The sequence below is a fragment of the Clostridium sp. AM34-9AC genome (genome assembly GCF_003480225.1).
Classification (GTDB): Bacteria; Bacillota; Clostridia; order Lachnospirales; family Lachnospiraceae; genus Acetatifactor; species Acetatifactor acetigignens.
The window spans coordinates 70,679-92,552 of the sequence record NZ_QUIU01000010.1 but is presented as its reverse complement, the minus strand read 5'-3'; the positions used below and the strand labels follow the sequence as shown (position 1 = coordinate 92,552).

Annotated in this window: 22 protein-coding genes and 1 tRNA gene; 1 reads left to right on the top strand and 22 read right to left on the bottom strand. The window is 38.9% G+C overall.

The genetic code is table 11. The annotated features are described in order from the left end of the window. Positions 1 to 240: 240 nt before the first annotated feature. From DW835_RS07870 to DW835_RS07805, 14 genes are all read right to left on the bottom strand, one after another. Complete coding sequence (locus DW835_RS07870) at positions 241 to 696, bottom strand: hypothetical protein (protein WP_118668398.1); 456 nt, start codon at positions 694 to 696, stop codon at positions 241 to 243. Positions 697 to 728: 32 nt separating this feature from the next. Next, on the bottom strand, positions 729 to 1,004 hold the full coding sequence (locus tag DW835_RS18710) for an XRE family transcriptional regulator (RefSeq protein WP_306774778.1): 276 nt from the start codon (positions 1,002 to 1,004) through the stop codon (positions 729 to 731). A 75-nt stretch (positions 1,005 to 1,079) separates the two neighbouring features. After that, a complete protein-coding gene (locus tag DW835_RS07860; protein ID WP_118668397.1) occupies positions 1,080 to 2,042 on the bottom strand; it encodes a DUF6017 domain-containing protein in 963 nt (320 codons plus the stop codon). 63 nt (positions 2,043 to 2,105) lie between these two features. After that, positions 2,106 to 3,017 (bottom strand): ParB/RepB/Spo0J family partition protein, encoded by a 912-nt coding sequence (locus tag DW835_RS07855; protein WP_118668396.1) that lies wholly within the window; start codon positions 3,015 to 3,017, stop codon positions 2,106 to 2,108. A gap of 2 nt (positions 3,018 to 3,019) precedes the next feature. Then, positions 3,020 to 3,805 carry an AAA family ATPase gene (locus DW835_RS07850; RefSeq protein ID WP_117833068.1) on the bottom strand — a complete coding sequence of 262 codons (786 nt, stop codon included), beginning with the start codon at positions 3,803 to 3,805 and terminating at the stop codon, positions 3,020 to 3,022. Between the two features lie 14 nt (positions 3,806 to 3,819). Beyond that, the gene (locus DW835_RS07845; protein ID WP_069432532.1) at positions 3,820 to 4,686 is read right to left on the bottom strand and encodes a ParB/RepB/Spo0J family partition protein; all 867 of its coding nucleotides are present in this window, start codon (positions 4,684 to 4,686) and stop codon (positions 3,820 to 3,822) included. Positions 4,687 to 5,021: 335 nt separating this feature from the next. Further along, positions 5,022 to 5,093, bottom strand: a tRNA-Arg gene (locus DW835_RS07840). A gap of 478 nt (positions 5,094 to 5,571) precedes the next feature. Further along, positions 5,572 to 6,480 carry a DUF3881 family protein gene (locus DW835_RS07835; RefSeq protein ID WP_118730937.1) on the bottom strand — a complete coding sequence of 303 codons (909 nt, stop codon included), beginning with the start codon at positions 6,478 to 6,480 and terminating at the stop codon, positions 5,572 to 5,574. A 124-nt stretch (positions 6,481 to 6,604) separates the two neighbouring features. Next, the gene (gene serS, locus DW835_RS07830; protein WP_117568908.1) at positions 6,605 to 7,891 is read right to left on the bottom strand and encodes a serine--tRNA ligase; all 1,287 of its coding nucleotides are present in this window, start codon (positions 7,889 to 7,891) and stop codon (positions 6,605 to 6,607) included. Positions 7,892 to 7,928: 37 nt separating this feature from the next. Next, complete coding sequence (locus DW835_RS07825) at positions 7,929 to 8,981, bottom strand: HD domain-containing phosphohydrolase (protein ID WP_118668392.1); 1,053 nt, start codon at positions 8,979 to 8,981, stop codon at positions 7,929 to 7,931. A 26-nt stretch (positions 8,982 to 9,007) separates the two neighbouring features. Next, positions 9,008 to 9,526, bottom strand: a complete 519-nt coding sequence (locus tag DW835_RS07820) for a DUF4446 family protein (protein ID WP_117465434.1) — start codon at positions 9,524 to 9,526, stop codon at positions 9,008 to 9,010. Positions 9,527 to 9,566: 40 nt separating this feature from the next. Then, the gene (locus tag DW835_RS07815; protein ID WP_117465435.1) at positions 9,567 to 10,466 is read right to left on the bottom strand and encodes a ParB/RepB/Spo0J family partition protein; all 900 of its coding nucleotides are present in this window, start codon (positions 10,464 to 10,466) and stop codon (positions 9,567 to 9,569) included. Positions 10,467 to 10,492: 26 nt separating this feature from the next. Next, positions 10,493 to 11,254 carry an AAA family ATPase gene (locus DW835_RS07810; RefSeq protein ID WP_022313456.1) on the bottom strand — a complete coding sequence of 254 codons (762 nt, stop codon included), beginning with the start codon at positions 11,252 to 11,254 and terminating at the stop codon, positions 10,493 to 10,495. A gap of 31 nt (positions 11,255 to 11,285) precedes the next feature. After that, a complete protein-coding gene (locus DW835_RS07805; RefSeq protein WP_022313455.1) occupies positions 11,286 to 11,537 on the bottom strand; it encodes a hypothetical protein in 252 nt (83 codons plus the stop codon). Between the two features lie 402 nt (positions 11,538 to 11,939). Between DW835_RS07805 and DW835_RS07800 the strand changes: the two genes are divergently transcribed. Beyond that, positions 11,940 to 12,422, top strand: a complete 483-nt coding sequence (locus DW835_RS07800) for a YbaK/EbsC family protein (RefSeq protein WP_117466828.1) — start codon at positions 11,940 to 11,942, stop codon at positions 12,420 to 12,422. On the opposite strand, the gene DW835_RS07795 is transcribed toward DW835_RS07800, so the two are convergent. From DW835_RS07795 to DW835_RS07760, 8 genes are all read right to left on the bottom strand, one after another. Continuing rightward, on the bottom strand, positions 12,419 to 13,063 hold the full coding sequence (locus DW835_RS07795) for a response regulator transcription factor (protein WP_117466826.1): 645 nt from the start codon (positions 13,061 to 13,063) through the stop codon (positions 12,419 to 12,421). The two genes, DW835_RS07800 and DW835_RS07795, sit on opposite strands and share 4 nt — an antisense overlap. Before the next feature lie 38 nt (positions 13,064 to 13,101). After that, entirely contained in the window at positions 13,102 to 13,818 is a 717-nt protein-coding gene (locus tag DW835_RS07790; protein WP_118501500.1) for a sensor histidine kinase, read from the bottom strand. A gap of 136 nt (positions 13,819 to 13,954) precedes the next feature. Continuing rightward, complete coding sequence (rsmG, locus tag DW835_RS07785; RefSeq protein WP_118730936.1) at positions 13,955 to 14,680, bottom strand: 16S rRNA (guanine(527)-N(7))-methyltransferase RsmG; 726 nt, start codon at positions 14,678 to 14,680, stop codon at positions 13,955 to 13,957. Positions 14,681 to 14,698: 18 nt separating this feature from the next. Then, positions 14,699 to 16,594, bottom strand: coding sequence for a tRNA uridine-5-carboxymethylaminomethyl(34) synthesis enzyme MnmG (mnmG, locus tag DW835_RS07780; protein ID WP_243037090.1), 1,896 nt, complete (start codon positions 16,592 to 16,594; stop codon positions 14,699 to 14,701). Positions 16,595 to 16,618: 24 nt separating this feature from the next. Then, the gene (gene mnmE, locus DW835_RS07775; RefSeq protein WP_118730935.1) at positions 16,619 to 18,043 is read right to left on the bottom strand and encodes a tRNA uridine-5-carboxymethylaminomethyl(34) synthesis GTPase MnmE; all 1,425 of its coding nucleotides are present in this window, start codon (positions 18,041 to 18,043) and stop codon (positions 16,619 to 16,621) included. 35 nt (positions 18,044 to 18,078) lie between these two features. Further along, complete coding sequence (locus tag DW835_RS07770; RefSeq protein ID WP_182430275.1) at positions 18,079 to 19,773, bottom strand: sulfatase-like hydrolase/transferase; 1,695 nt, start codon at positions 19,771 to 19,773, stop codon at positions 18,079 to 18,081. A 123-nt stretch (positions 19,774 to 19,896) separates the two neighbouring features. After that, entirely contained in the window at positions 19,897 to 20,523 is a 627-nt protein-coding gene (jag, locus tag DW835_RS07765; protein WP_118501510.1) for an RNA-binding cell elongation regulator Jag/EloR, read from the bottom strand. Between the two features lie 34 nt (positions 20,524 to 20,557). Then, the gene (locus DW835_RS07760) at positions 20,558 to 21,853 is read right to left on the bottom strand and encodes a YidC/Oxa1 family membrane protein insertase (protein WP_118501512.1); all 1,296 of its coding nucleotides are present in this window, start codon (positions 21,851 to 21,853) and stop codon (positions 20,558 to 20,560) included. Between the last annotated feature and the right edge of the window lie 21 nt (positions 21,854 to 21,874).

Sequence of the window (21,874 nt, the reverse complement as noted above, 5' to 3'; positions counted from 1 at the left end):
TGATTTTGGCATCAAAAAAGCGCCATACCCATCACCGATCCGGTAATGAGCTGACGCTTCATTCTTGATCCATATTCTTTTGCAAAAGAGAAACAAATGACTGACCGCTTTCGCGTTTCATGTCTCATTTGTCTATGATAATATTATCACACCCCTATTCAGAAAAAAAGAGTCAAAATAGTAGTCAAACCGTAGTCATTTGTAACAAAATAGTAGTCAAACCGTAGTCGTTCGTCGCGCTTATTCAGATTCCTGTGCTTTTATGCCTTTCCACGATATCAGACCTAGTATCACAGTAACTGTAAAACATATTACCATAACTGTATTTCTCTGAATTTCTGTATCATATGCTTTCCAGCCTGCACCTATTATTGCAACTGCTATACTTACAAAGATTGTAAAAATAATTCTTCCTGCCAAGAACGCATGTTGTAAAATCATTGATGCGATGAATATTACAAAAGCCACTGTAATGTAGACAGCCACATGCCACTCTCTTGTATAAGTAAGCATATAGAATAATAATGATGCCAATCCTGAGCTTAATACATCAAATCTCCTTAGCAAAAATATTAAGCATGATAACACTGCACCAATCAATCCACCTATGACGGTTGCAAATGTCCCCGCCAGTTCAGCATCTAATTTTGCATTTTCTTTTTTCCGTGCTTCATAATAATATTCATCTTCATACATAACCGAATACCTCCCAGCCTTACATACAATTATCAAATGTTTCCTTTTTCTTTTTCATTTTTTACTTTATATGCTATAAGATTCAGTACATAATCAGGGACCTCGCTCACACCCCGCTCCCAGTCCTGCATCGTTCTATACGGAATTCCAAGCCATTCAGCAAATTCTTTTCTGTTCATATTTGTCTGTTCACGAACCTTTACACACATAGCAGACATTCTTTTCTTCCTTCCTTCTTTATCAGCCTTTTCATTTTCAATTACCACTCCATCATGTAATATAAAATCATAATTTTCAAAATTGCTCATATCTGCCTCCATATACGGAATCCGTGTCTATTTATTAATTTGATTATATACACGAAATCCGTATACGTCAAGTCATTATTTGCCACTTACAGCAAACTGGGGATAATCATGGTTAACCTCTGCCTGATAATAACCACTGATTGTACTTGGTGCATTGAACAATGTTGCCAGCAGATATTTCTTGATGTTATGCACTTTTGTGGTATTTGATTTCATACATCCCATTGCATATTCAATATGCGAACTGGTCAGTTTCAGAAATTTACTTCTGACCAGCTCTGCCGGATATTTATTGGATGCCACTACAATTTCATTGTTCCTGCATAACACTGTTTCCAAAATCAGATCAAAGATGCCATTAAGTAACTCTTTGTCAAACGGATATCTCTCTAACAGAATATCCAGATCAATATTATCTCTGATAAGTTCTGCATATGCTTGTACGTCGGATCCTATCTCATCATTTCCAGATACGATAAGATAAGATTCAGTATTACTCAACTCAGTATTATTTATATTATTCTTATTAGTGTGAATATTTTTCACTTCTGGAAGTGTAATTTCTTCACTTCTAGATATGACATTTTTACACTTCAAGACATGTAAATTCTTCACTTCTGAAACTGTCGATTTTTGCTCAGAAGTGAAATTTCTACACTTCTGAACATCCTGTACCATAAACTGTTTTAGATAAATCATGGTTGGTTTTCCCTGCCCCTGGCGCTTCTTTTCAATCAAACCTATACCAGCATCCGTGTCCAATTCCTTCATTATGGATATTGCTTTTTTGTTACTGCATCCCAGAGCCTCCATGATATCTTCAAGCGAATAATATATGTAAGCTCTCCCTTCATCGTCCATCCACTGATTTTTCATAGATAGCGACATCCTATCCAACATCAGCCCGTACAACACCTTTGCCTCCACTGATATTTTTTTGAAATACTCTTCGGTAAATAATAACTTCGGTATCTTATAAAATGAAAACTGATCCGCTTCCTTTCCATAGAAATAGGATAGTCTTATTCTGTCTTCCATTTGAATCTCCTTCCTGTTTCAGAAGTGCCGTTTCTACACTTCTGAAACATTATAATTATATTTCTACTCTGACTGTACCTGATCTGCACTCCACTGTTCCAATAGCTGAATGATTATATTTTCACGTTCTTTCGTTGAATACTGCGGTGGAAAATATTTATCCAGTTTCTTTGCTGAAAAAGATAACTTTGATTCCTTACTCTTCTTCGGTAATGCATCATTCATTATAGAAATGACACTGAATTGTGTTACATTTGATAAGTTAGAATAATTCTTCAATGCTTCAACCTGTACCGGCTTCAAAAATCCATTTTCCTTAAAATATTCATATACCCATTTCTGTACCTGTTCATCAAGGTATGAAAGATCTACTGCCATTACCAATCCAATTTTCTTATTATCTACATAATCCAATAATTCAGGAACCAATTCTGTAAGCCTAACATATCTTTGTATACTTCTCGCACTGTCACCTACCTGTAATGCTAATTCTTGATCAGATCGTAAATGTGTGCCATTGTGGCACGCATTTTCTTTTGTAGGTCTTCCAGCTGTTCTCTTCAATGCATCAAGTTTCATTTTATATGCAAATGCCTTTTCACTTGGAAGTATTTCTTCCCTCTGAATATTGGCATCCACCATTTTTATAATAGCTTCATCATCAGACATTTCCTTTACGATAGCCGGAATCTTTTTCAATCCCACAATCCTTGCCGCATGTAACCTGCGGTGACCAGAAATCATTTCATAATTTCCGCTCTGATCCGGTCTTACGATCACTGGGTTCAATATGCCATTTTTCCTGATACTATCAACCAGAGTGTCCATCTTTTCATCATCCAACACCTTAAATGGATGATTCGGAAACGCATGAATTCTTCCAATCTCTATTTCCTGAGTACCGGCAATCTCCGGTACTCCCAATAATTCATCTACTGACTGTAATTTAATCTTTCCTGCTACTCTGCTTGCCATAATTACTCTGCCTCCTTCAATACTTCTTTAGTTAATGCCATATAAGCAAATGCCGCTTTTCCCTTTGGATCATAGGAATAGATGCTTCCACCCTCCACACTGACCTCTGATGCCCTTACTGACATCGGTATCTCTGTTTCAAATACCTTAATTGATGCAGAATAGGTATCATACACCATCAGGGAAATATCCCTGGCATAATTAGTTCTGTTATCAACCATCGTCAAAAGTATTCCTTCAATCTTGAGCTTTGGGTTCAGCTGCTTCTTTACTCTTCCTATTGTCTTGATCAGCTGCTGTAAGCCTTTGACTGGAAGATACGCAGCCTGCACCGGTATCAGTACAGAATCTGCACATGCCAATGCGTTAATTGTCATCATTCCAAGTGAAGGCATACAATCAATTATGATGTAATCATAAAATTCTCTCAGCCTGTCTACCATAGATCTCAGAATCAGTTCCCTGCTCATGGCATTTACCAAAGACACCTCTATCGCTGATAATTCAATGTTGGCTGGGATAAGGTCCACTCCTTCCTTATGGTGTAAGATAGTCTTTTCTATATTCAGTTTTTCATCATTCACAATGTTCATCATCAGTGTTGCCAGAGAATACTCCATTTCATCCGGCTCCTCATAACCTAAGCTGATTGTAAGACTTCCTTGTGGATCAGCGTCTATCATAAGCACTTTCTTTCCTTCCTGTGCCAATCCTATTCCTAGATTCACACATGACACTGTTTTACCTACTCCACCTTTTTGATTTGATACTGCTATTACTCTGCACATAATCTGTTCCTCCTTTATTCATCCCAATATTTGTTCATATTTAATTTCAACATTTCCAAGATTTCACGTCTCATCTGCTCTGCCGTATAACTGACAGGGAAAAATCTGTGAAGCTGTTCCGTTTTGAATACTACACGGTCTATCTCTTTTTGCTTAATCTCACTTAGAATATCTTCCATATCCCTTACTGTAAGTTTCCCATCTGCGCTCAATTTCTTTATGCGGAGTGCCTGGGATAGTGACGGGGTACACTGTGCAAATTCCATTGCATCCAGCATTTCCTTTTGCTCCTTCTTTTTCAGAAATGACAACTGAACTGCCGGAGTAAATCCCATGCTTCCGTCATCCACTTTTTCAAGCATTTCAGGAATGAGTTCTGTGATTTTGATATACCTCTGAACCTGTTTGGGGCTGTCCCCACATTCCTCTCCAATCAGCTCAATGCTTTTCTTTCCCAAATTATGGTCTACCTGACCACATTTTCTTCTTCCTGCCTTCCTTTTGATTGCTTCATACTTCATTTTGTAAGCAAATGCTTTTTCACTTGGACTGATCATTTCCCGTTGTAAATTTGAATCAACCATAGATACAACCGCTTCATCATCTTTTAATACGCGAATGATCACAGGTACCTTACGATAACCGATCTTTTCAGCTGCAAATTTTCTTCTGTGACCCGATATGATCTCATAAGTTCCATCCTGCCTCGGTCTGACTATCAGAGGATTTAATATTCCATACTTCTTAATGCTCTCCTGTAATTCAATCATCTGACTGTCCGCCTGAACCTTGAATGGATGGTTTACAAATCCCCGAAGTCTTTCCAGCTCAATCTCTACAACTCTTTCATCCTGATCCAGCAATTCCTTCTTTTCTTCCATAGGCAACTTCCTTTCCCTGAACGCAAAAAAGCCCGTCCAGAATAGATTGTTTTTATCTAATCTGAACGGACTCTTCCGACAGGCCTGATATCACAGGCAAGAATATAGTGTTTTATCTCACTGCTTTTCCTAATTTTACACCCCAAAACTCATCCTACATTGTAGTTAATCCCTCTAGGTGACAGACCGGAAAATATGAATCGGTGACAAGCATCCATCCCCGCTGACAAAGTCAGTATTTTCAACCTTGTTTCGCTGACAAATTTGTCACTGAAATTGCAATTCTGCACAAAAAAAGCGGCAATGAAACTATCTTCATTACCGCTAAAAATGAGCGTCTCCTATAGGAATCGAACCTACAATAGAGTCTTAGGAGGACCCCGTTATATCCATTTAACTAAGGAGACAAATGCCGTATTTTCGGGCTTCTCAGCTCTTTTGGCTCCGGCTGCCATATCTATGAATTCAATCACTCTTGTGATGAATTTCCATTGTATCTAATTTTGACATTCAGGGCAATCCCTGTTGGAATCGAACTCTGACTTATCACTTCTCAACTTCCATAAGTCTCAACCATGATTGAACCTTAGGAGGCGCTTGTTATATCCATTTAACTATGAGAACGAATGCCGTATTTTCGGGCTTTTCAGCCACTTTGGTTCCGGCAACCATATTTATGAATCCAATCACTTTCGTGATGAATTACCTCTATTTCTTATTCCGACATCTCAGGCGACATTCCTTGAATCGAACTCCAAGTTATACCCTTTTTGTTTCTCACGGGTTTAACCATGGTTGAACCTTAGGAGGCGCTTGTTATATCCATTTAACTATAGGAACATACACACAACTGTTAGTATACCGAAAATATCACGATTTTGCAACCTATTCCTCAGGAAAATTGATATATCCCTGTAGCCAGATCACACCTTTGAAGCGGCGGCCTACCTGAGGTTCTCCATAGAGGTCTTTTTCATTAATACATACGTCAAAGGACAATTCATTACATAAAATTGTAAGAATATACACTTTTTCTCCGGTGATATCATTGGTAGCAAGGCGCAGTTCCATGATCTCACCCAGAACGGAGTACTGGTCACATTCCACACCATAAGGCATGAAGTAAGTATCTACCAGGCTGAAGATATCGTCCTTCTGGATTCTTCTGGAGATAGTGGTATACATATCCATATCTTCCAAAGTCAGTGTCTCGATAGCATCTTCATCTCCCTGTCTTGCGGCAGCGAGAAGCTTGTTCCGGTTGGCAGAATCCTTTTTCACCCGAAGTACCTGCTCCTCGTCTTTTTTAATGGGAAACAGAATGCTGCCGGTCAGGGACAATCCGGATAAGGTAAGTGTAGTACCGCGGATCGGTAACTTTCCGGTGCTTAGTGCCTTAATATAAGGAATCCGGTTCCGCAGATAGAAAATCAAAGAGATTCCCACCTTGATATCGTCACAGATACCGGCATAGGAATCTTTATCCGCATGACGTTCCACGGACACATCTTCATAAGAAGTAATCCCGCTTCCCGTCAGATAGGGGAAATAATATTCATAGATAAATTTGTCATTATCATCGAATTCTCCACAGACAGCTACACCAAAGACGCCGGATTCCACGGCCCCTTTGGCGCTTTTGTGATTTTTGCTGAATTCTCCGAGAAGAATACCTTCCTGATTCATGGTATATGCGCGATGGTCGGAATTCATGATCACATCCGTCAATAATTCTTTTAATTTCTTCCGGTCAGTATACTCGCTGAATCCGATGGCTCTCATATATTTATGCAAAAAATCACCTTCTTTCTGTCTCTGTTTTTTTACGATTTACATCTTTCGTTTTCTACTTCTGACGCTTCTATCGTGAATTATTCACATTTTATGAAAATCTACAAACAGTTTTCCACATTTTTATTTATTTCTGGGGGAATACTTTCTCCTTGCCACCCATATAAGGACGCAGAGCCACAGGAATGTTCACACTGCCATCCTCATTTACATTGTTCTCCAGGAATGCAATCAGTCCTCTGGGAGAAGCCAGTACGGTATTGTTCAGTGTGTGTACCAGGTAGGTACCGTTTTCACCCTTGGTACGAATGCCCAGACGTCTTGCCTGTGCATCACCCAGAGTGGAACAGGAACCGACTTCGAAGTACTTCTTCTGTCTGGGGCTCCATGCTTCTACGTCGCAGGATTTTACCTTCAGATCTGCCAGATCACCACTACAGCACTCCAGAGTACGAACGGGTACATCCAGGCTGCGGAAGAATTCTACGGTGTAGGACCACATCTTGTTGTACCAGTCCATGGAATCCTCGGGCTTACACAGTACTACCATTTCCTGCTTTTCGAACTGGTGTACGCGGTACACACCTCTCTCCTCGATTCCGTGAGAACCTACTTCCTTACGGAAGCAAGGGGAATAAGAAGTCATGGTAATAGGCAGGCTCTTCTCATCTACGATCTGTCCTTTGAACTTACCAATCATGGAATGCTCGGAAGTACCGATCAGGTACAGATCCTCACCTTCGATCTTATACATCATAGCTTCCATTTCTGCGAAGCTCATAACACCGTTTACTACGCTGCTGCGGATCATGAAAGGAGGGATACAATAAGTGAATCCCTTGTCGATCATGAAGTCTCTTGCGTAGCTGATCATTGCGGAATGGATTCTTGCTGCATCACCCATCAGATAATAGAAACCATTACCACTGGTACGTCCTGCGCTCTCCTTGTCCAGACCGTTCAGACGATCCAGAATATCTGCATGATAAGGAACCTCAAAATCAGGAACTATGGGCTCACCAAACTTCTCGATCTCTACATTCTGGCTGTCATCCTTACCGATAGGAACGGACTCATCAATAATGTTGGGGATGACCATCATGATCTTGGTGATCTTCTCCTGCAGTTCGGTCTCGGAAGCTTCGAGTTCAGCCAGGCGCTTTGCACCGGCAGCTACTTCTGCCTTCTTGGCTTCTGCCTCTTCCTTCTTGCCCTGACCCATCAGTGCACCGATTTCTTTGGAGATACGGTTTCTGGAAGCACGCAGATCATCTGCCTCCTGCTTTGCCTTTCTGCTCTCGGTATCCAGTGCAATCACTTCATCTACCAGAGGGAGCTTTTCATCCTGGTATTTTTTTCGGATGTTCTCCTTGACTACCTCGGGATTTTCTCTTAAAAATTTAATGTCTATCATGACTTCCTCCATTCTGCTGACATATATGTATGCAGCATTATTCTAATCCTTTTTCAATATATACATTCAGAACCTTTACAAGATCCACGATTCTCTCTTCCTGTAATTTCCGTCCATCCTTATCGCGGATGATCCGGATTATGGGACGATCCTGGAAATCTTTATTCTGAGATACCACGATGGCTTCTTCTCCGTCGTTAGTCAGTACATGACTTCCGGCGGGATAGACTGCAGTAAAACTTAAAAACGCGTCTACTATTTTACCATTATATTTCACATTTTTAAAGCTTTTTAAATATTCTACTGCTTCATAGACTCTGCTACGTCTCTGGGCAATACCACAGATCATTTCATCAAAGGCATCACATACGGCTACAATCTGACAGAAAAGTGGAATCTCCGCTTCTTTGAGTCGAAGCGGAAATCCGGATCCGTCCAGTCTCTCATGGTGATACAGGATGATTTTTTTTACTTCATCTGAAATCCATTCCTCATCTTTTACAGAAGTATATCCATATACCGGATGTTTCTTATACTCTGCCAATGCTTCCGGCTTCATATCTTCCATGGATTTCCCTTCATAATCCAAAGTCGTATATCGAAGTCCGATATCATGCAGCAGGCATCCTACACCGATATCATGAATTACCTGCTTATCCACATTCATCCGAAGTGCCGTCAGGATAGCGAGAGAACTCAGACTGATAGAATGTTCGTAAATATCAGCACTTCGTTCCTTAATATCAAATACTTTTTCTACAACTTCTTTTTCATCCAGAATATTGGTAATGATCTCATCCGCTGCTTGGGTCAGCCCCTGCAATTCTTTGTTATTCTGGTAAGTATGTCTCTCCAGAATACTTTTTACTTTACTTTTTATTGTTTTTTCTATATCGTTTTTTAGTATTACGATTTCGTTGGCCTCGTCTTCTTTTACGTAGACCTCCAGAATACCCATTTCCTCGATTTTATCGATATACTCTTTTTTTAATACTGCGCCTTCCGGAAGAATGATCTGATAATCCCAAGTCATCAATGACTGTGCAAGAATTTCGTTTCCGGTCAGCTCGCTCAGTTTCATTCTCTTCATATGTAAACCTCTTTACTTATTTTTACTTATTCTCCCATTGCCATGGCAAGTGCTTCTGCTTCTTCTGCCCCCAGATCAATAGCACACTGGCCAAGCTTGATTTCTTTTGTATAAGAATAACAGCCTTCGGAACTGTGTACAGAATTGATAATAAAACCATTATTATTCTCATCCAGCAGAGCCAGTGAAAAACTCAGCTGCCCACCCATCTGGTTGAATGCATCGTACTTCACCAATCCCATTTTCTGATAAGCGGATTCCATATTCTTATATAAAGTGCGGATATCTTTCTTATTTTTCTCTGTATTTGCTTTTAGGAATTTATTGTCTTCATACAGACCGGCGATATCCTTTTCCAGACTTGCTCCATCTTTACCGCTGAGGAATTTGTCCAGTCTCTTTTTTAATTTGCTTGTTTTTCTGATCTGAACGATCAACAGGATCAAAAAGATGATCAACAGTAAAATCACTGCACCCATTCCGATCAGAAGGTAGCCCAGGTCAAATTCCCCCAGACCGATCTGATTCAAAAAAGTACTACTCATATTATTAACCGTGCCTTTCTTTCGTGCATCTTCTTTTCTCTTATTTATTCAGTACATCCAACAGTCTGTCCAGATCTTCATGATTGTAAAATTCAATTTCAATCTTACCGGATCCTTCTCCCCTGGATGTCACAGTAACTTTTCTGCCAAGTTTCTGCTTCAATTTTTCTTCAATATCCTGATAGATTACCTGCATGGTCTTGTCATCTGTCTTCTTGGGCTTTGCCGGTTTATGTAGATTCTTTACCAATTTTTCCACATCACGGACACTCAGCTTTTCATCAAAAATACGCTGGGCCAGATTGTACTGCTCTTCCGGATTCTCTACAGCCAGCAAAGCTCTTGCATGTCCGGTGCTGATCATTTCATCTACCACCATACGCTGTACATCTTCATTCAGTTTCAACAGACGAATGGAGTTGGTTACTGCAGCACGGCTCTTGGATACTCTCTCTGCCACTTCATCCTGTTTCAGGTGAAACTCTGTTAAAAGTCTCTTGTATGCCTGTGCTTCTTCAATAGGATTCAGATCTTCACGCTGAATATTCTCAATCAGGGAAATCTCTACAATTTCCTGTTCCGTATAATTACGAATGATAACAGGAACTTCCTTCAGACCTGCCAACTTGGCTGCACGCCATCTTCTCTCACCGGCAATAATCTCATAATAATCCTTACGATCCTGTACCAGAATCGGCTGCAACAGACCAAACTGTTTGATAGAATCCGCCAGTTCCTGTAATGCATCCTCATCGAAATTCTTACGAGGCTGTTCTCTGTTTGGCTCTACCTTTGTAATTTTCACAAGGGTCTGCGGTTCCTTTTCTTCCGTTATTGCTTCGCTTTTTGCTTTGGCTACTGCTTCTTTCTTTGTCTTTGTTTCCCCTAATGCATTAGGTATCAGGGAATCCAGACCTTTTCCCAATCCTCTTGCTGCCATACCGTTTTCTCCTATACTCTTCTCTTCTATTTATTCTTTATAACTTCTTCTGCCAACTGCATGTATGCTTCTGCTCCGGCTGATTTAGGATCATACATATTGATAGGCATACCATAACTGGGTGCTTCCGCCAGTCTGATATTTCTGGGAATCAATGTATTATACACCTTTTGATTCAAATTTTGTTTAACATTTTCTACCACCTGCATAGACAGATTGGTACGGGAATCATACATAGTGAAAACAACACCGTCAATATTAAGATTGGGATTCAATCTTTCTTTTACCAGATTGATAGTATGGATCAACTGACTCAATCCTTCCAAAGCATAATACTCGCACTGAATGGGAACCAACACACTATCCGCTGTAGTCATGGAATTGATGGTCAGCATATTCAAAGAAGGAGGACAATCAATAATAATAAAATCATAATCATCCTTAACGTAATCCACTTCGTTCTTTAATATGAATTCCTTCTTATCTACACCAATCAGTTCGATCTCAGCCGCTGCAAGATTTACATTGGAAGGAACTACGGATACATTTTTAATAACATTTGAGATAATACAATCTCTGATGGAACACTCTCCCAGAATTAACTCATAAATGGTATCTTCCAGTTCATTTTTTTCAATTCCAAATCCACTGGTAGTATTTCCCTGAGGATCTGTGTCGATTACCAATACTTTCTTTCCTTTTGCAGCCAAAGATGCAGACAAATTAATGGACGTAGTTGTTTTACCTACGCCACCTTTCTGGTTCGCTATTGCAATAATTCTACCCATACTTATTTTTCACCATGTCCTTCTTAATGATTTAGCCGTGCAAACCTCTGGACTGTCTGTCCATATCCTCTACAACGATATCATAGATTTCACCGAGAGAAGCACAATACTCAAGAACCTTCCAGGGTTCATTGGTATGAAAATGAATTTTGATCAGTTCTTCATCTCCTACTGCCAGCAGACAATCACCTTTGAAATGTTCTGTGATATAGTCGTTGATCTCATCTTCATCCAGATCTGTTCCTTCAATTAATAATTGTGTATCATATTTGAATTCTAACATTATAAAATCCTCCATTCTGTGATACAAACCACTCTATAATAATAGCATGAGCATTTCTATGTTACAAGGTAAAAATGCTACAAAAAGTTGATACTTTATACTCATTTGTTCTGTTTTTTACTAGATGTTGTATTCTTATATCTATGTTTTTTCCAGTAAGCATCATGTTTCACGCCAAATATGTAAAATGTTTCACATTTTTACCCACTATATCTTGGGTTGTAATGTTTCACGTGAAACATTATCTTGTATAATTTTCTTGTACATGGATAGAATGTTTCACGTGAAACATTCTATCCATAAATATCTATATATAGTGATCAAATAAAAGATATTTGTGTATCTTGTTTTGTTACAATTCCTATGATAGGATAACTAAAAAGAATGTGAGGTACGCAAGCTATGGCTATTGATAAAGTAAAAGAATATTTTAAACCACTTCATATGGAAGATCACATTTTAGAATTTGATGTATCCAGTGCTACTGTAGAACTGGCTGCAGAAGCTCTCCACTGTGAAGGAAAAAGGATTGCAAAAACAATGTCTTTCTTGGTTGGAGAACAACCTATTCTGATTGTAACAGCCGGTGATACTAAAATTGATAATGCAAAATACAGACACTTCTTTGGTGCAAAAGCTAAAATGATACCGGGAGAGGAAGTAGAAGCAATCATCGGACATGCCATCGGTGGTGTATGTCCTTTTGCTATAAATGAAAATGTGAAAGTATATTTAGACGAATCATTAAAAAGATTTCAAACTGTATTTCCGGCTGCAGGAAGTTCTAATAGTGCGATTGAATTAACAATCCCTGAATTGGAGAAATATTCAAACTTCCTGCAGTGGGTAGATGTGTGTAAGGATTGGCAGGAATCTGCTAACTAATACAATTTAATCAGATTATTTTTAATAGCAAATACAGCTGCCTGTGTTCGATCAGATACATCAATTTTTTTAAAGATATTAGAAATATGATTTTTTACCGTTCTCTCACTGATATTCAGAGATGTTGCAATTTCCTTATTGAACATTCCATTAGCAACCTCAATAAGCACTTCCAACTCTCTTTTCGTCAGACTGTTGATTTTTTCTTTGTCAATATCTCTGGATACCAGTCGGTTGTTTAATGCCGGTACCAGACTGGGTTGAATATAAGTTTCTCCCTGCATAATACAATTAATGGCATTTTTCAGTTCTGCGGATTCTGCATCTTTCATGATATAACCATCTACGCCAATGTCCACAGCTTTCAAAAGATATTCAACTTCATTGTGTACCGTTAATACCAATACTTTAACAGAGATATTTTTCTTCTTAATTTCCTGTAGCACTTCTATTCCATTCATAACAGGCATATTAATATCCAGAAGCAGTATATCAGGATGAACAGAAAGTAACTGCTCCATACATTCTACACCATTATTAGCTTCGGCAACCACAGAAATTGTACCGTCAAATTCCAGTAATTGACGGATTCCTTCTCTCATAAGAACATGATCATCTGCTAACATAACTTTTATACTCATATATATCCTCACTTGCTTGTGTATGCTTATACTTTGTCCTAGCTGTTCTTTTTTAAAGCTGAATGTAAATCTAAGGGAATTTTAATATCTATCATAGTTCCCCGACCAATCGCAGAACTGACATGAATTGTACCGTTCAGCAGATTGACACCCTCATGGATCAATGCTAATCCAAAATGACTGTTTGCTTTATCTTCCACTTCTTCCATGGTAAATCCCTTACCATTATCTTGTATTAAAATTTCATATTTCTGCTCTGTTTTTTTACAATGAAATAATACCCTGGTAGCCTGTGAATGCTTTTTTATATTTAACAGACATTCCTGAACCACACGGTATAAGGTAATGCAAAAATAATCATCTGTTTCACATGAAACAGCATCGATTTCTACGTCCATTATATAATCTCTGTCAGCATTCAAAAAGTCCAATAATCTTTCAAAAGAAGCCTTCAATCCCAGATCATCAAATGTCATAGGACGCAGATTGAAGATAGTACTTCTGATATCTTCAATGACATTATGCAATCCTTTACTCACAAAATTCAATTCCATCTTCGCTCTGGCGGGATCCTTATCAATATATAAGGAAGCCAGTTCAATCATATGAACAAAATGGGCAATATTCTGCAATGAAGTATCATGAAGTTCGGAAACAATTCTTTTTCTCTCCGTCTCCAACATCTCTATCATTTTCTTACCATTTTCTGTATTGCAACTACACTCATTCTTTTGTACATTTTCATCAATGTTCATATATCACCTTATAGAACATATGTTCTTATTTTGAATATTCCATTATATTTATCATACAGGAATAATATTATTGTGTAAAACTCTTTTTATTTATAAAAATAAATCTTAACAAATTTTTACATGTATTCTCTTCGTTTTATGACAAAGGTTCTTTGGATGGCAATCCCGCTTTTCTGGGATATTTTGCAGGTGTGGACTTTTCCTTAGTAATAATAAACAAATTTCGATAAATATCCGAATCGGGAAGTGTAAATTCAACCTGTCCATCCATTTTTCCACCAAGTATCTTCACAGCATGCTTTGCGGCATTCATCTCTTCTGTTATTTTTTCAGATTTATAAGAGATAAATTTGCCGCCGACCTTTACAAAAGGAAGGCAATATTCTGACAATGTGGAAAGATTTGCTACTGCCCTGGATACACAGAGATCATATTTTCCCCTGCATTTTCCAGGCTTTGCAAAATCTTCCGCACGTCCATGAATTGTCTCCACTCCGGTAAGTCCCAATGCAGCAATCACTTCATTTAAAAAGTTAATTCTCTTATTCAGGGAATCCAGCAATGTCACCTGCAGATCCGGAAATGCAATTTTCAAAGCAAGTCCCGGAAATCCAGCACCGGTTCCCACATCAATGACTGTTTTATTCTGCGTAACATCATAGGCTTTACAGAGGGATATGCTGTCCACAAAATGTTTTTTCATAACTTCGTCGTATTCCGTAATTGCTGTAAGATTCATGACCTCATTCCATTCCACCAACATTTCATAATATTTCAAAAACTGTTGGATCTGTTCATCACTTAAAGTCACACCCAGCGCTTTACAGTCTTTTTCAAATTGTTCTGTATTATAATCTGCCATGTATTCCTCCGCAGTATTCTACTTTGTTGCTTTATAATGTTCCAGATATACCAGTAAAACAGAGATATCTGCAGGAGATACTCCTGAGATACGGGAAGCCTGTCCTACCGAAACGGGACGGAATTCCTTCAGCTTCTGTCTCGCTTCCAGACGAAGGGACGGAACTTCATCATAGTCCAATGTCACTGGGATCATTTTTTTCTCCATCTTGCGATACTGTTCTACCTGACGCTTTTGTCTTATAATATATCCTTCATATTTGATTTCAATTTCCACCTGTTCCACAACAGAAGAAGGCAAAGGATGTCTCTCCTTATCAATCGGAGCCAATGCTGCATATCCCAGCTCCGGTCTGCAGATCAGTTCTGCCAGAGTTGCCGCCGTTTTCAGAATCGAACTTCCGCTCTCTTGCAGAAAATGCTGAATTTCCTTATCGGCCCCAACAGAAGTATTTTTCAAACGCTGAATTTCACGATCGATCAGCTCCTCTTTTTCCACCAATGCATCATATTCCTGCTGAGAGATCAATCCAATCTTGTATCCTTTCTTACGCAGACGCAGATCCGCATTATCCTGACGAAGTAACAGACGATACTCTGCTCTGGAAGTCATCATACGATAAGGTTCTCTGTTATCCTTGGTCACCAGATCATCAATCAAAACTCCGATATAACTTTCGGAACGATCCAAAATCAAAGAATCTCTATGCAAAACAGACATAGCTGCATTAATACCGGCAATCAATCCCTGGGAAGCTGCTTCTTCATATCCACTGCTTCCATTAAACTGTCCGCCGCTGAACAAACCGCTGATATTTTTGAACTCCAGGGAAGGATTGAGCTGCTTCGCATTAATGCAGTCGTACTCGATAGCATAAGCATTTCTTACAATTTCACAATGCTCCAGACCGGGAACGGTGCGATACATAGCTAACTGTACATCTTCCGGAAGAGATGACGACATGCCGCCAACGTACATTTCATTCGTGTGAAGACCTTCCGGTTCAATAAATACCTGATGTCTCTCTTTTTCTGCAAATTTTACAACCTTATCTTCAATAGAAGGACAATATCTGGGACCAGTTCCTTCAATAATACCTGCATAAATCGGAGAACGGTCCAGATTATTCCGGATGATTTCATGGGTATTTTCATTGGTATAAGTCAGCCAGCAGGAAGCCTGTTCCTTCTGGATAGAATCCGGATCCGTAGAGAAAGAAAAAGGAACAATTCTTTCATCACCAAACTGCTCTTCCATCTTGCTGAAATCAAGAGAACGCTTGTCCATTCTGGCAGGAGTTCCTGTCTTAAAACGACGCATCTCGATTCCCATGGCTTTCAGAGAATCTGTCAGGTGATTAGCGGCCTGCAATCCATTGGGCCCCGTATAAGTAATGGATTCTCCACACAGACATCTGGCACGAAGATAAGTTCCCGTACAAAGTACAACCGCCTTGCACTCATAAATTGCACCGGTAAAAGTCTTGAGACCTGTTATTTTCTTTTTCTGATCTGAGGTTTCCTCCCAAAGAAGTTCACAGACCTCCGCCTGTTTAATCAGAAGATTCTCCTGATTTTCCAATACTTTACGCATTGCTCTGGAATATTCCGCTTTATCTGCCTGTGCCCGCAGGGAATGTACCGCCGGTCCCTTAGATACATTCAGCATTTTCGACTGAATAAAGGTCTTATCAATATTTTTACCCATTTCACCACCCAGAGCATCCAGTTCTCTGACCAGATGCCCCTTGGAAGATCCGCCTACATTGGGATTACAGGGCATCAACGCAATGCTGTCTACACTTACAGTAAAAATTACCGTCTTCAGCCCCAGTCTGGCACAGGCCAGCGCTGCTTCACATCCGGCATGACCGGCACCTACCACACATACGTCTACTTGCTTCTTTAGTTCCATAATATTATTCATTCCTTCTGGTGATTACTTACCCATGCAAAATTTAGAGAAAATCTCATTGACCACGTCCTCGTCCACTTCTTCTCCGATTATCTTACCAAGAGAAGCATAAGCACTGGTCAGATCAATGGAATAAAAATCTTCCGGCATTCCATCTTCAATGCTTCGCTCTACCAGCTGCAAACTGTTCAATGCGTCCTGAAGAGCTTCTTTATGTCTGAGGTTGGTGATTACCAATTCATTATTATGTTTTAATTCACCCTCAAAAAACATATTTCGAATGGTTTCTTCCAGTTCCTCCATTCCGGAATTTTCTGAAGAAGGATCAATTGTGGAAGTGCGAAGAATACGGATTCCTTCCGTATGTTTCAATACCTTTGCCAGAGTTTCTCTCAGAAGCTCTTCAGAAATCCGGTTCTCCAGATCAGATTTATTTAACAGGATGATTGCCTTTTTCCCCTCCAACAAAGAAATAATATTCCGGTCATCCTCATCCAGATTTCCGGAAGCATCTACAACATACAGAATCATATCTGCTTCTACAGCATATTTTTTGGCACGTTCTACACCAATCTTTTCCACAATATCCTGTGTCTCATGGATTCCCGCTGTATCGATCATATTCAGACTGATACCATGCAGGTTGATTGTTTCGTGCAGGGCATCTCTGGTCGTTCCGGCAATCTCCGTTACAATGGCTCTGTCCTCTCCCAACAGCATATTCAGGAGGGAAGATTTACCGGCATTTGGTTTTCCTACAATGACCGTGGAAATTCCTTCCTTCATCAGTCTTCCATTATCTGCCGTTTCCAACAATTTTTCAATTTGTTTTTCAAATTTTTTTACTTTTACAGATAATTGTTCCGGATATCCTTCCAGACTGATATGTTCCGGATCATCCAACGCCGATTCTATAAAAGCAATCTGATATAAAATATCTTCCCGCAGGCTGCGAATTTTGTCCGAAAGTCTTCCCTTCAACTGGCTGACCGAAGAAGAAAGCGCATATTCGTTCTGGGAATGGATCACGTCAATAACCGCTTCCGCCCGGGATAAATCAATTCTGCCGTTTAGAAAAGCTCTCTTGGTGAATTCTCCCGGTTCTGCCAGTCTGGCACCGGCCTGCAACACTGTCTCCAATACTTTCTGCATCACCAACACACCACCATGACAGTTGATTTCCACCGTGTCTTCCATCGTATAGCTTTTTGGTGCTTTCATTACAGAGGTCATAACCTCATCAATGATATTCTCATCTTTATCAACAATATATCCATAATGGATCGTATGACTCTGTACCTTTGTCAGAATCTTTTTCCCGGATGTGGAACGGAAAATACTATCTACTATATATATGGCATTTTCACCACTGATTCTTACAATTCCGATTCCGGAATCTGATAGAGCCGTGGCAATAGCTGCTATTGTTTCCTTTTCAAAATTTTCCATACTGTTACTAATGCCTTTCCATGAACTGCCAACATCTATTTTGCATCAAACACTCTTCCTGTAGGAACAAGCGTCGATTCGTCTCCCGCATAACCAGTCTGTACATACTCCACCATATGATCTTCTCCCAGATATTTATAGAGAAGATATCTGCGCTCTCTCTGATCACCTTCTTTGTATGCAAAGCAATCATCAGACGCTGTGCCATTCATTAATTTATAATAGGCCTCTACCAGATCCTCATACGAGATCGGTGCTCCGGATACTTGTAAATCATGACTTTCATTCAATCCCTTTACAAATAAAATAGGATGCTGTCTGCCGGTTTCGTTCTCGTTTTTCTGAGCTACTTTTACTGCTTCACCTTCTATGTTATATCCATGATCCGATAGTATGATAATGACAGAATTATCATAAACTCCTGCTTCTCTTAGTTTATTCAGATAAGCCATAGTAACAGTCATAGAAGATTCAATAGAAGTATAATAATCTGCATCATCTATTACGTTTACATCCTTATCAAAATAGAACGGAACATGTGCCCCCATTAAATGAATTAATTTAAATCTTTTTCCATCTACATAGGTTATATCATCTTCCTGTACATCCTTATAAAAATCATCATTTCTCCAGGAAAATAACTCTTCATCTTTGGAACTCATTTCCTGATTTTTGAGCATACTTACATTAAACCAGCAATACGGTTTTAATACATAAGGTGCGTATTTCATTCCCACCATTTTAATAATTCTGGTATTAAATAAAGAACGATCCCAAAGAGAAGATTTCGTATATGTTATATTATTAAAAGCACCATCCATGACGCCTTTTTCAAATTTATATTCGTCATCATAATTACTTAAAGTATAACCCTGCTCACGCAAATAATTAAAAAAAGGAGAACTCTTAAAAATTCGATTTCTATAATCTATAAAAGGTTCTTTATTTTCAAACCATTCTCCGGAAAGTATTAACGGTAAAGAATGCTCCGTGTATGCATACCCTGACATTGCGTTATTATAAAAAGTAAAATCAGTCATTGCATCTTCATATTCCGGATGTTCCTGCCACACTTGCCAGAAGCATTCTTCATCCACAGCATCTAATAAGAAAATAATAAAATTAGTATCTGTAGACATTTCAAACTGATCTACTTTTGTAAATCTTGCATATTCTTTTTTTTCAAAAATATTATTATTAATAGAAAGAACTGTAATCGTACTTACTAAAATCAATAATAAGAAAACACTTATATAAGAAACCGCCTTTTTTATCCTGTCATATTTTAAGACTATAAATAAAATCAGACAAACAATTGCTATGATCACCCACACAATAGTAGATTTTACAAACTGTGATTGATATAAACTCCAATTCACATCTGTTCCATCTAAAGGAGGTAAATTTTTAACCATATAGTTTCCCTGAATATAACAGGCTACAGTACCGGTAAAATAGCAATATAAAACAATTTTATAAGCAATATTTCCAAACAGATATACAACTAAAAACCCAACTATACTAAACAAAAGAAACAAAAAGAAATCCTTTATAATAAAAGGAAAAAGTAAATAAACATCATACCAAAATTCATCCACATTATTAATATAGAGTTCCAAAGGTGCATATATAAAAATCATAAAGCAAAATGTCAGAGACATAAAAAAAGCAGGCTTTAATTCTGCAAGCATCTTTCCATTATTCCATTTCTTCTGTAACCTACTTTTCATTCCTGTAAATCTCCTTAAAAATATAGACAAATTATACTCCAAAAAGCCAAGAGTTGTAAATAAAAGCCGGTACATAGAATAAATTCTAATACCGGCTTTTATCTTTTTCGTGCTTTCCTGTAATTATCTCTTCAGAGTAACTACAACTCTTCTAAAGGGCTCTTCTCCCTCACTATGAGTAGTAACATATTTATCATTCTGCAGTGCGGAATGAATAATTCTTCTCTCATAAGGATTCATAGGCTCCAGAGACACGCTTCTCTTGGTTCTCTTAACCTTATATGCAATGTTCTTGGCAAGATTCTCAAGAGTTTCTTTTCTACGCTGACGGTAGTTCTCAGTGTCAACCTTTACGTGAATGTACTCTTCAGACTCTTTATTGACTACCAGAGATACCAGATACTGTAAGGAATCCAGTGTCTGTCCTCTCTTACCGATCAGAACACCCATCTCGTTACCGCTTAACTCGATGTCCATGCTCTTCTCTTCTTCGTTGTACTTAATATCAATGACAACTTCCATGTTCATAGCCTGAAATACATCATTTAAAAATGCTCTGGCAACTTCTTCTACAGAGCTTTTCTTTACTGCAGCCTTGATTACAGCGGGCTTTGCTCCGATTCCGAGGAATCCGGAAGAACCTTCTTCCACTACCTGATAATCTAACTTGTCACTGGTAACACCCAGCTTCTGACAAGCTTCCGTAATGGCATCACTGACTGTCTTTGCAGATACTTCGATCATGTCCATATTATTTACCTCCTCAATTAATCATAAGGAAAATTTATTTACGACTGTTCTTCTCGTTATAATCTCTTACCATATTTGCTTTTGCCATCATACTTCCGGGCTTAGCTTCTTTTACTTCGGAATAGCTGTCAGCGGATACTTCACTGTTATCCACATTAGAAGAAATATTAGCCTTTTTCTGAATGTTTTTAGTACTCATACTTGCATAAGCATTCAGCTTTTCCTGCTGTTCCTTCATCTTCTCCAGCTTCTTGGCACTCTTGGCTGAATTCTTCTTGATAATATCATCAAAATTCATCTTATCGATGTGCTTATTGATTACTACCTGCTGGATACTTCTGACAACACTACCTGCTACCCAGTAAAGACCCAGACCGGATGGTAATGTGAAGCAGAACCATGCAGACATCAGAGGCATGATCATGTTCATGGTCTTCATGGAAGAAGCCATTGCTGCAGCCTGATCATTACCATTAGAAGAAGTATCCTGCTGTGGCATCAGCTTTACGTTGATCCACTGTGTCAATGCAGACAAAACCGGAATAGCGATTGCTCCGATTACTAAAAGCCATGCTCCGTTAGCCCATGCTTCCTTCAACACATAAGAAGGAGAGTTGCCGATATTCAGTCCTAAAAAATTATTATACTCTTCCAGCTTGCTTACCGTATTGGTCACATCTGCTGCAAGAGAAGGGAACTTCTCACTGATACTTGCAAAATCAGCGGTAGATGCTTTATTCAGACAGTCAATGATCGTATTCTGAACATATTCAGTATGTGTTCCTGCTACAAAACCTGCATTGGTAAACTGCTTGCTGTACATAGCGGAATTCGTCAGATTCTGAACCAGCTCTGTTGCACCTGCAGTATCGATAATATTGTCTACCAAAGGGAAGAAAGCTTCTTTTACTCTTCCAACATAAGCGGGAATTGCATAAATTACACGATACAGAGCAAACAGAATAGGCATCTGGATCAGCATATACAGACAGCTGCCTGTAGGAGATACTCCATACTTGGCATAAACTGCCTGAATTTCCTGATTCTGTGCCAACTGTGCATCCTGATCCTTACGATTCTTGTATTTTGCCTGAACTGCCTGAATCTCAGGATTCATCTTAGCAGAAAGTTTGGAGAATTTCTGCTGCTTGATGGTAAGAGGCATCATCAACAGGTTTACAACAATTGTAAAAAGAATGATTGCAAGACCGATATTAGGAATACCGATCAAGTTCAGAACTTCGAAGATTCCTTCCATTATCTTACCCAGCAGCCAGGCTACCTGTCCGATAATGAATGTGGAATTCTGTGTCAAAAGAATACCGTTCATTTATCCTCCTAATATTTGCCA

Excerpts from the sequence above, each read along its gene's own strand:
- DW835_RS07870 (WP_118668398.1), bottom strand. The coding sequence starts at position 696 with ATGTATGAAGATGAATATTATTATGAAGCACGGAAAAAAGAAAATGCA.
- DW835_RS18710 (WP_306774778.1), bottom strand. The coding sequence starts at position 1,004 with ATGAGCAATTTTGAAAATTATGATTTTATATTACATGATGGAGTGGTA.
- DW835_RS07860 (WP_118668397.1), bottom strand. The coding sequence starts at position 2,042 with ATGGAAGACAGAATAAGACTATCCTATTTCTATGGAAAGGAAGCGGAT.
- DW835_RS07855 (WP_118668396.1), bottom strand. The coding sequence starts at position 3,017 with ATGGCAAGCAGAGTAGCAGGAAAGATTAAATTACAGTCAGTAGATGAA.
- DW835_RS07850 (WP_117833068.1), bottom strand. The coding sequence starts at position 3,805 with ATGTGCAGAGTAATAGCAGTATCAAATCAAAAAGGTGGAGTAGGTAAA.
- DW835_RS07845 (WP_069432532.1), bottom strand. The coding sequence starts at position 4,686 with ATGGAAGAAAAGAAGGAATTGCTGGATCAGGATGAAAGAGTTGTAGAG.
- serS (WP_117568908.1), bottom strand. The coding sequence starts at position 7,891 with ATGATAGACATTAAATTTTTAAGAGAAAATCCCGAGGTAGTCAAGGAG.
- DW835_RS07825 (WP_118668392.1), bottom strand. The coding sequence starts at position 8,981 with ATGAAGAGAATGAAACTGAGCGAGCTGACCGGAAACGAAATTCTTGCA.
- DW835_RS07820 (WP_117465434.1), bottom strand. The coding sequence starts at position 9,526 with ATGAGTAGTACTTTTTTGAATCAGATCGGTCTGGGGGAATTTGACCTG.
- DW835_RS07815 (WP_117465435.1), bottom strand. The coding sequence starts at position 10,466 with ATGGCAGCAAGAGGATTGGGAAAAGGTCTGGATTCCCTGATACCTAAT.
- DW835_RS07810 (WP_022313456.1), bottom strand. The coding sequence starts at position 11,254 with ATGGGTAGAATTATTGCAATAGCGAACCAGAAAGGTGGCGTAGGTAAA.
- DW835_RS07805 (WP_022313455.1), bottom strand. The coding sequence starts at position 11,537 with ATGTTAGAATTCAAATATGATACACAATTATTAATTGAAGGAACAGAT.
- DW835_RS07800 (WP_117466828.1), top strand. The coding sequence starts at position 11,940 with ATGGCTATTGATAAAGTAAAAGAATATTTTAAACCACTTCATATGGAA.
- DW835_RS07795 (WP_117466826.1), bottom strand. The coding sequence starts at position 13,063 with ATGAGTATAAAAGTTATGTTAGCAGATGATCATGTTCTTATGAGAGAA.
- DW835_RS07790 (WP_118501500.1), bottom strand. The coding sequence starts at position 13,818 with ATGAACATTGATGAAAATGTACAAAAGAATGAGTGTAGTTGCAATACA.
- rsmG (WP_118730936.1), bottom strand. The coding sequence starts at position 14,680 with ATGGCAGATTATAATACAGAACAATTTGAAAAAGACTGTAAAGCGCTG.
- mnmG (WP_243037090.1), bottom strand. The coding sequence starts at position 16,594 with ATGGAACTAAAGAAGCAAGTAGACGTATGTGTGGTAGGTGCCGGTCAT.
- mnmE (WP_118730935.1), bottom strand. The coding sequence starts at position 18,043 with ATGGAAAATTTTGAAAAGGAAACAATAGCAGCTATTGCCACGGCTCTA.
- DW835_RS07770 (WP_182430275.1), bottom strand. The coding sequence starts at position 19,773 with ATGAAAAGTAGGTTACAGAAGAAATGGAATAATGGAAAGATGCTTGCA.
- jag (WP_118501510.1), bottom strand. The coding sequence starts at position 20,523 with ATGGACATGATCGAAGTATCTGCAAAGACAGTCAGTGATGCCATTACG.
- DW835_RS07760 (WP_118501512.1), bottom strand. The coding sequence starts at position 21,853 with ATGAACGGTATTCTTTTGACACAGAATTCCACATTCATTATCGGACAG.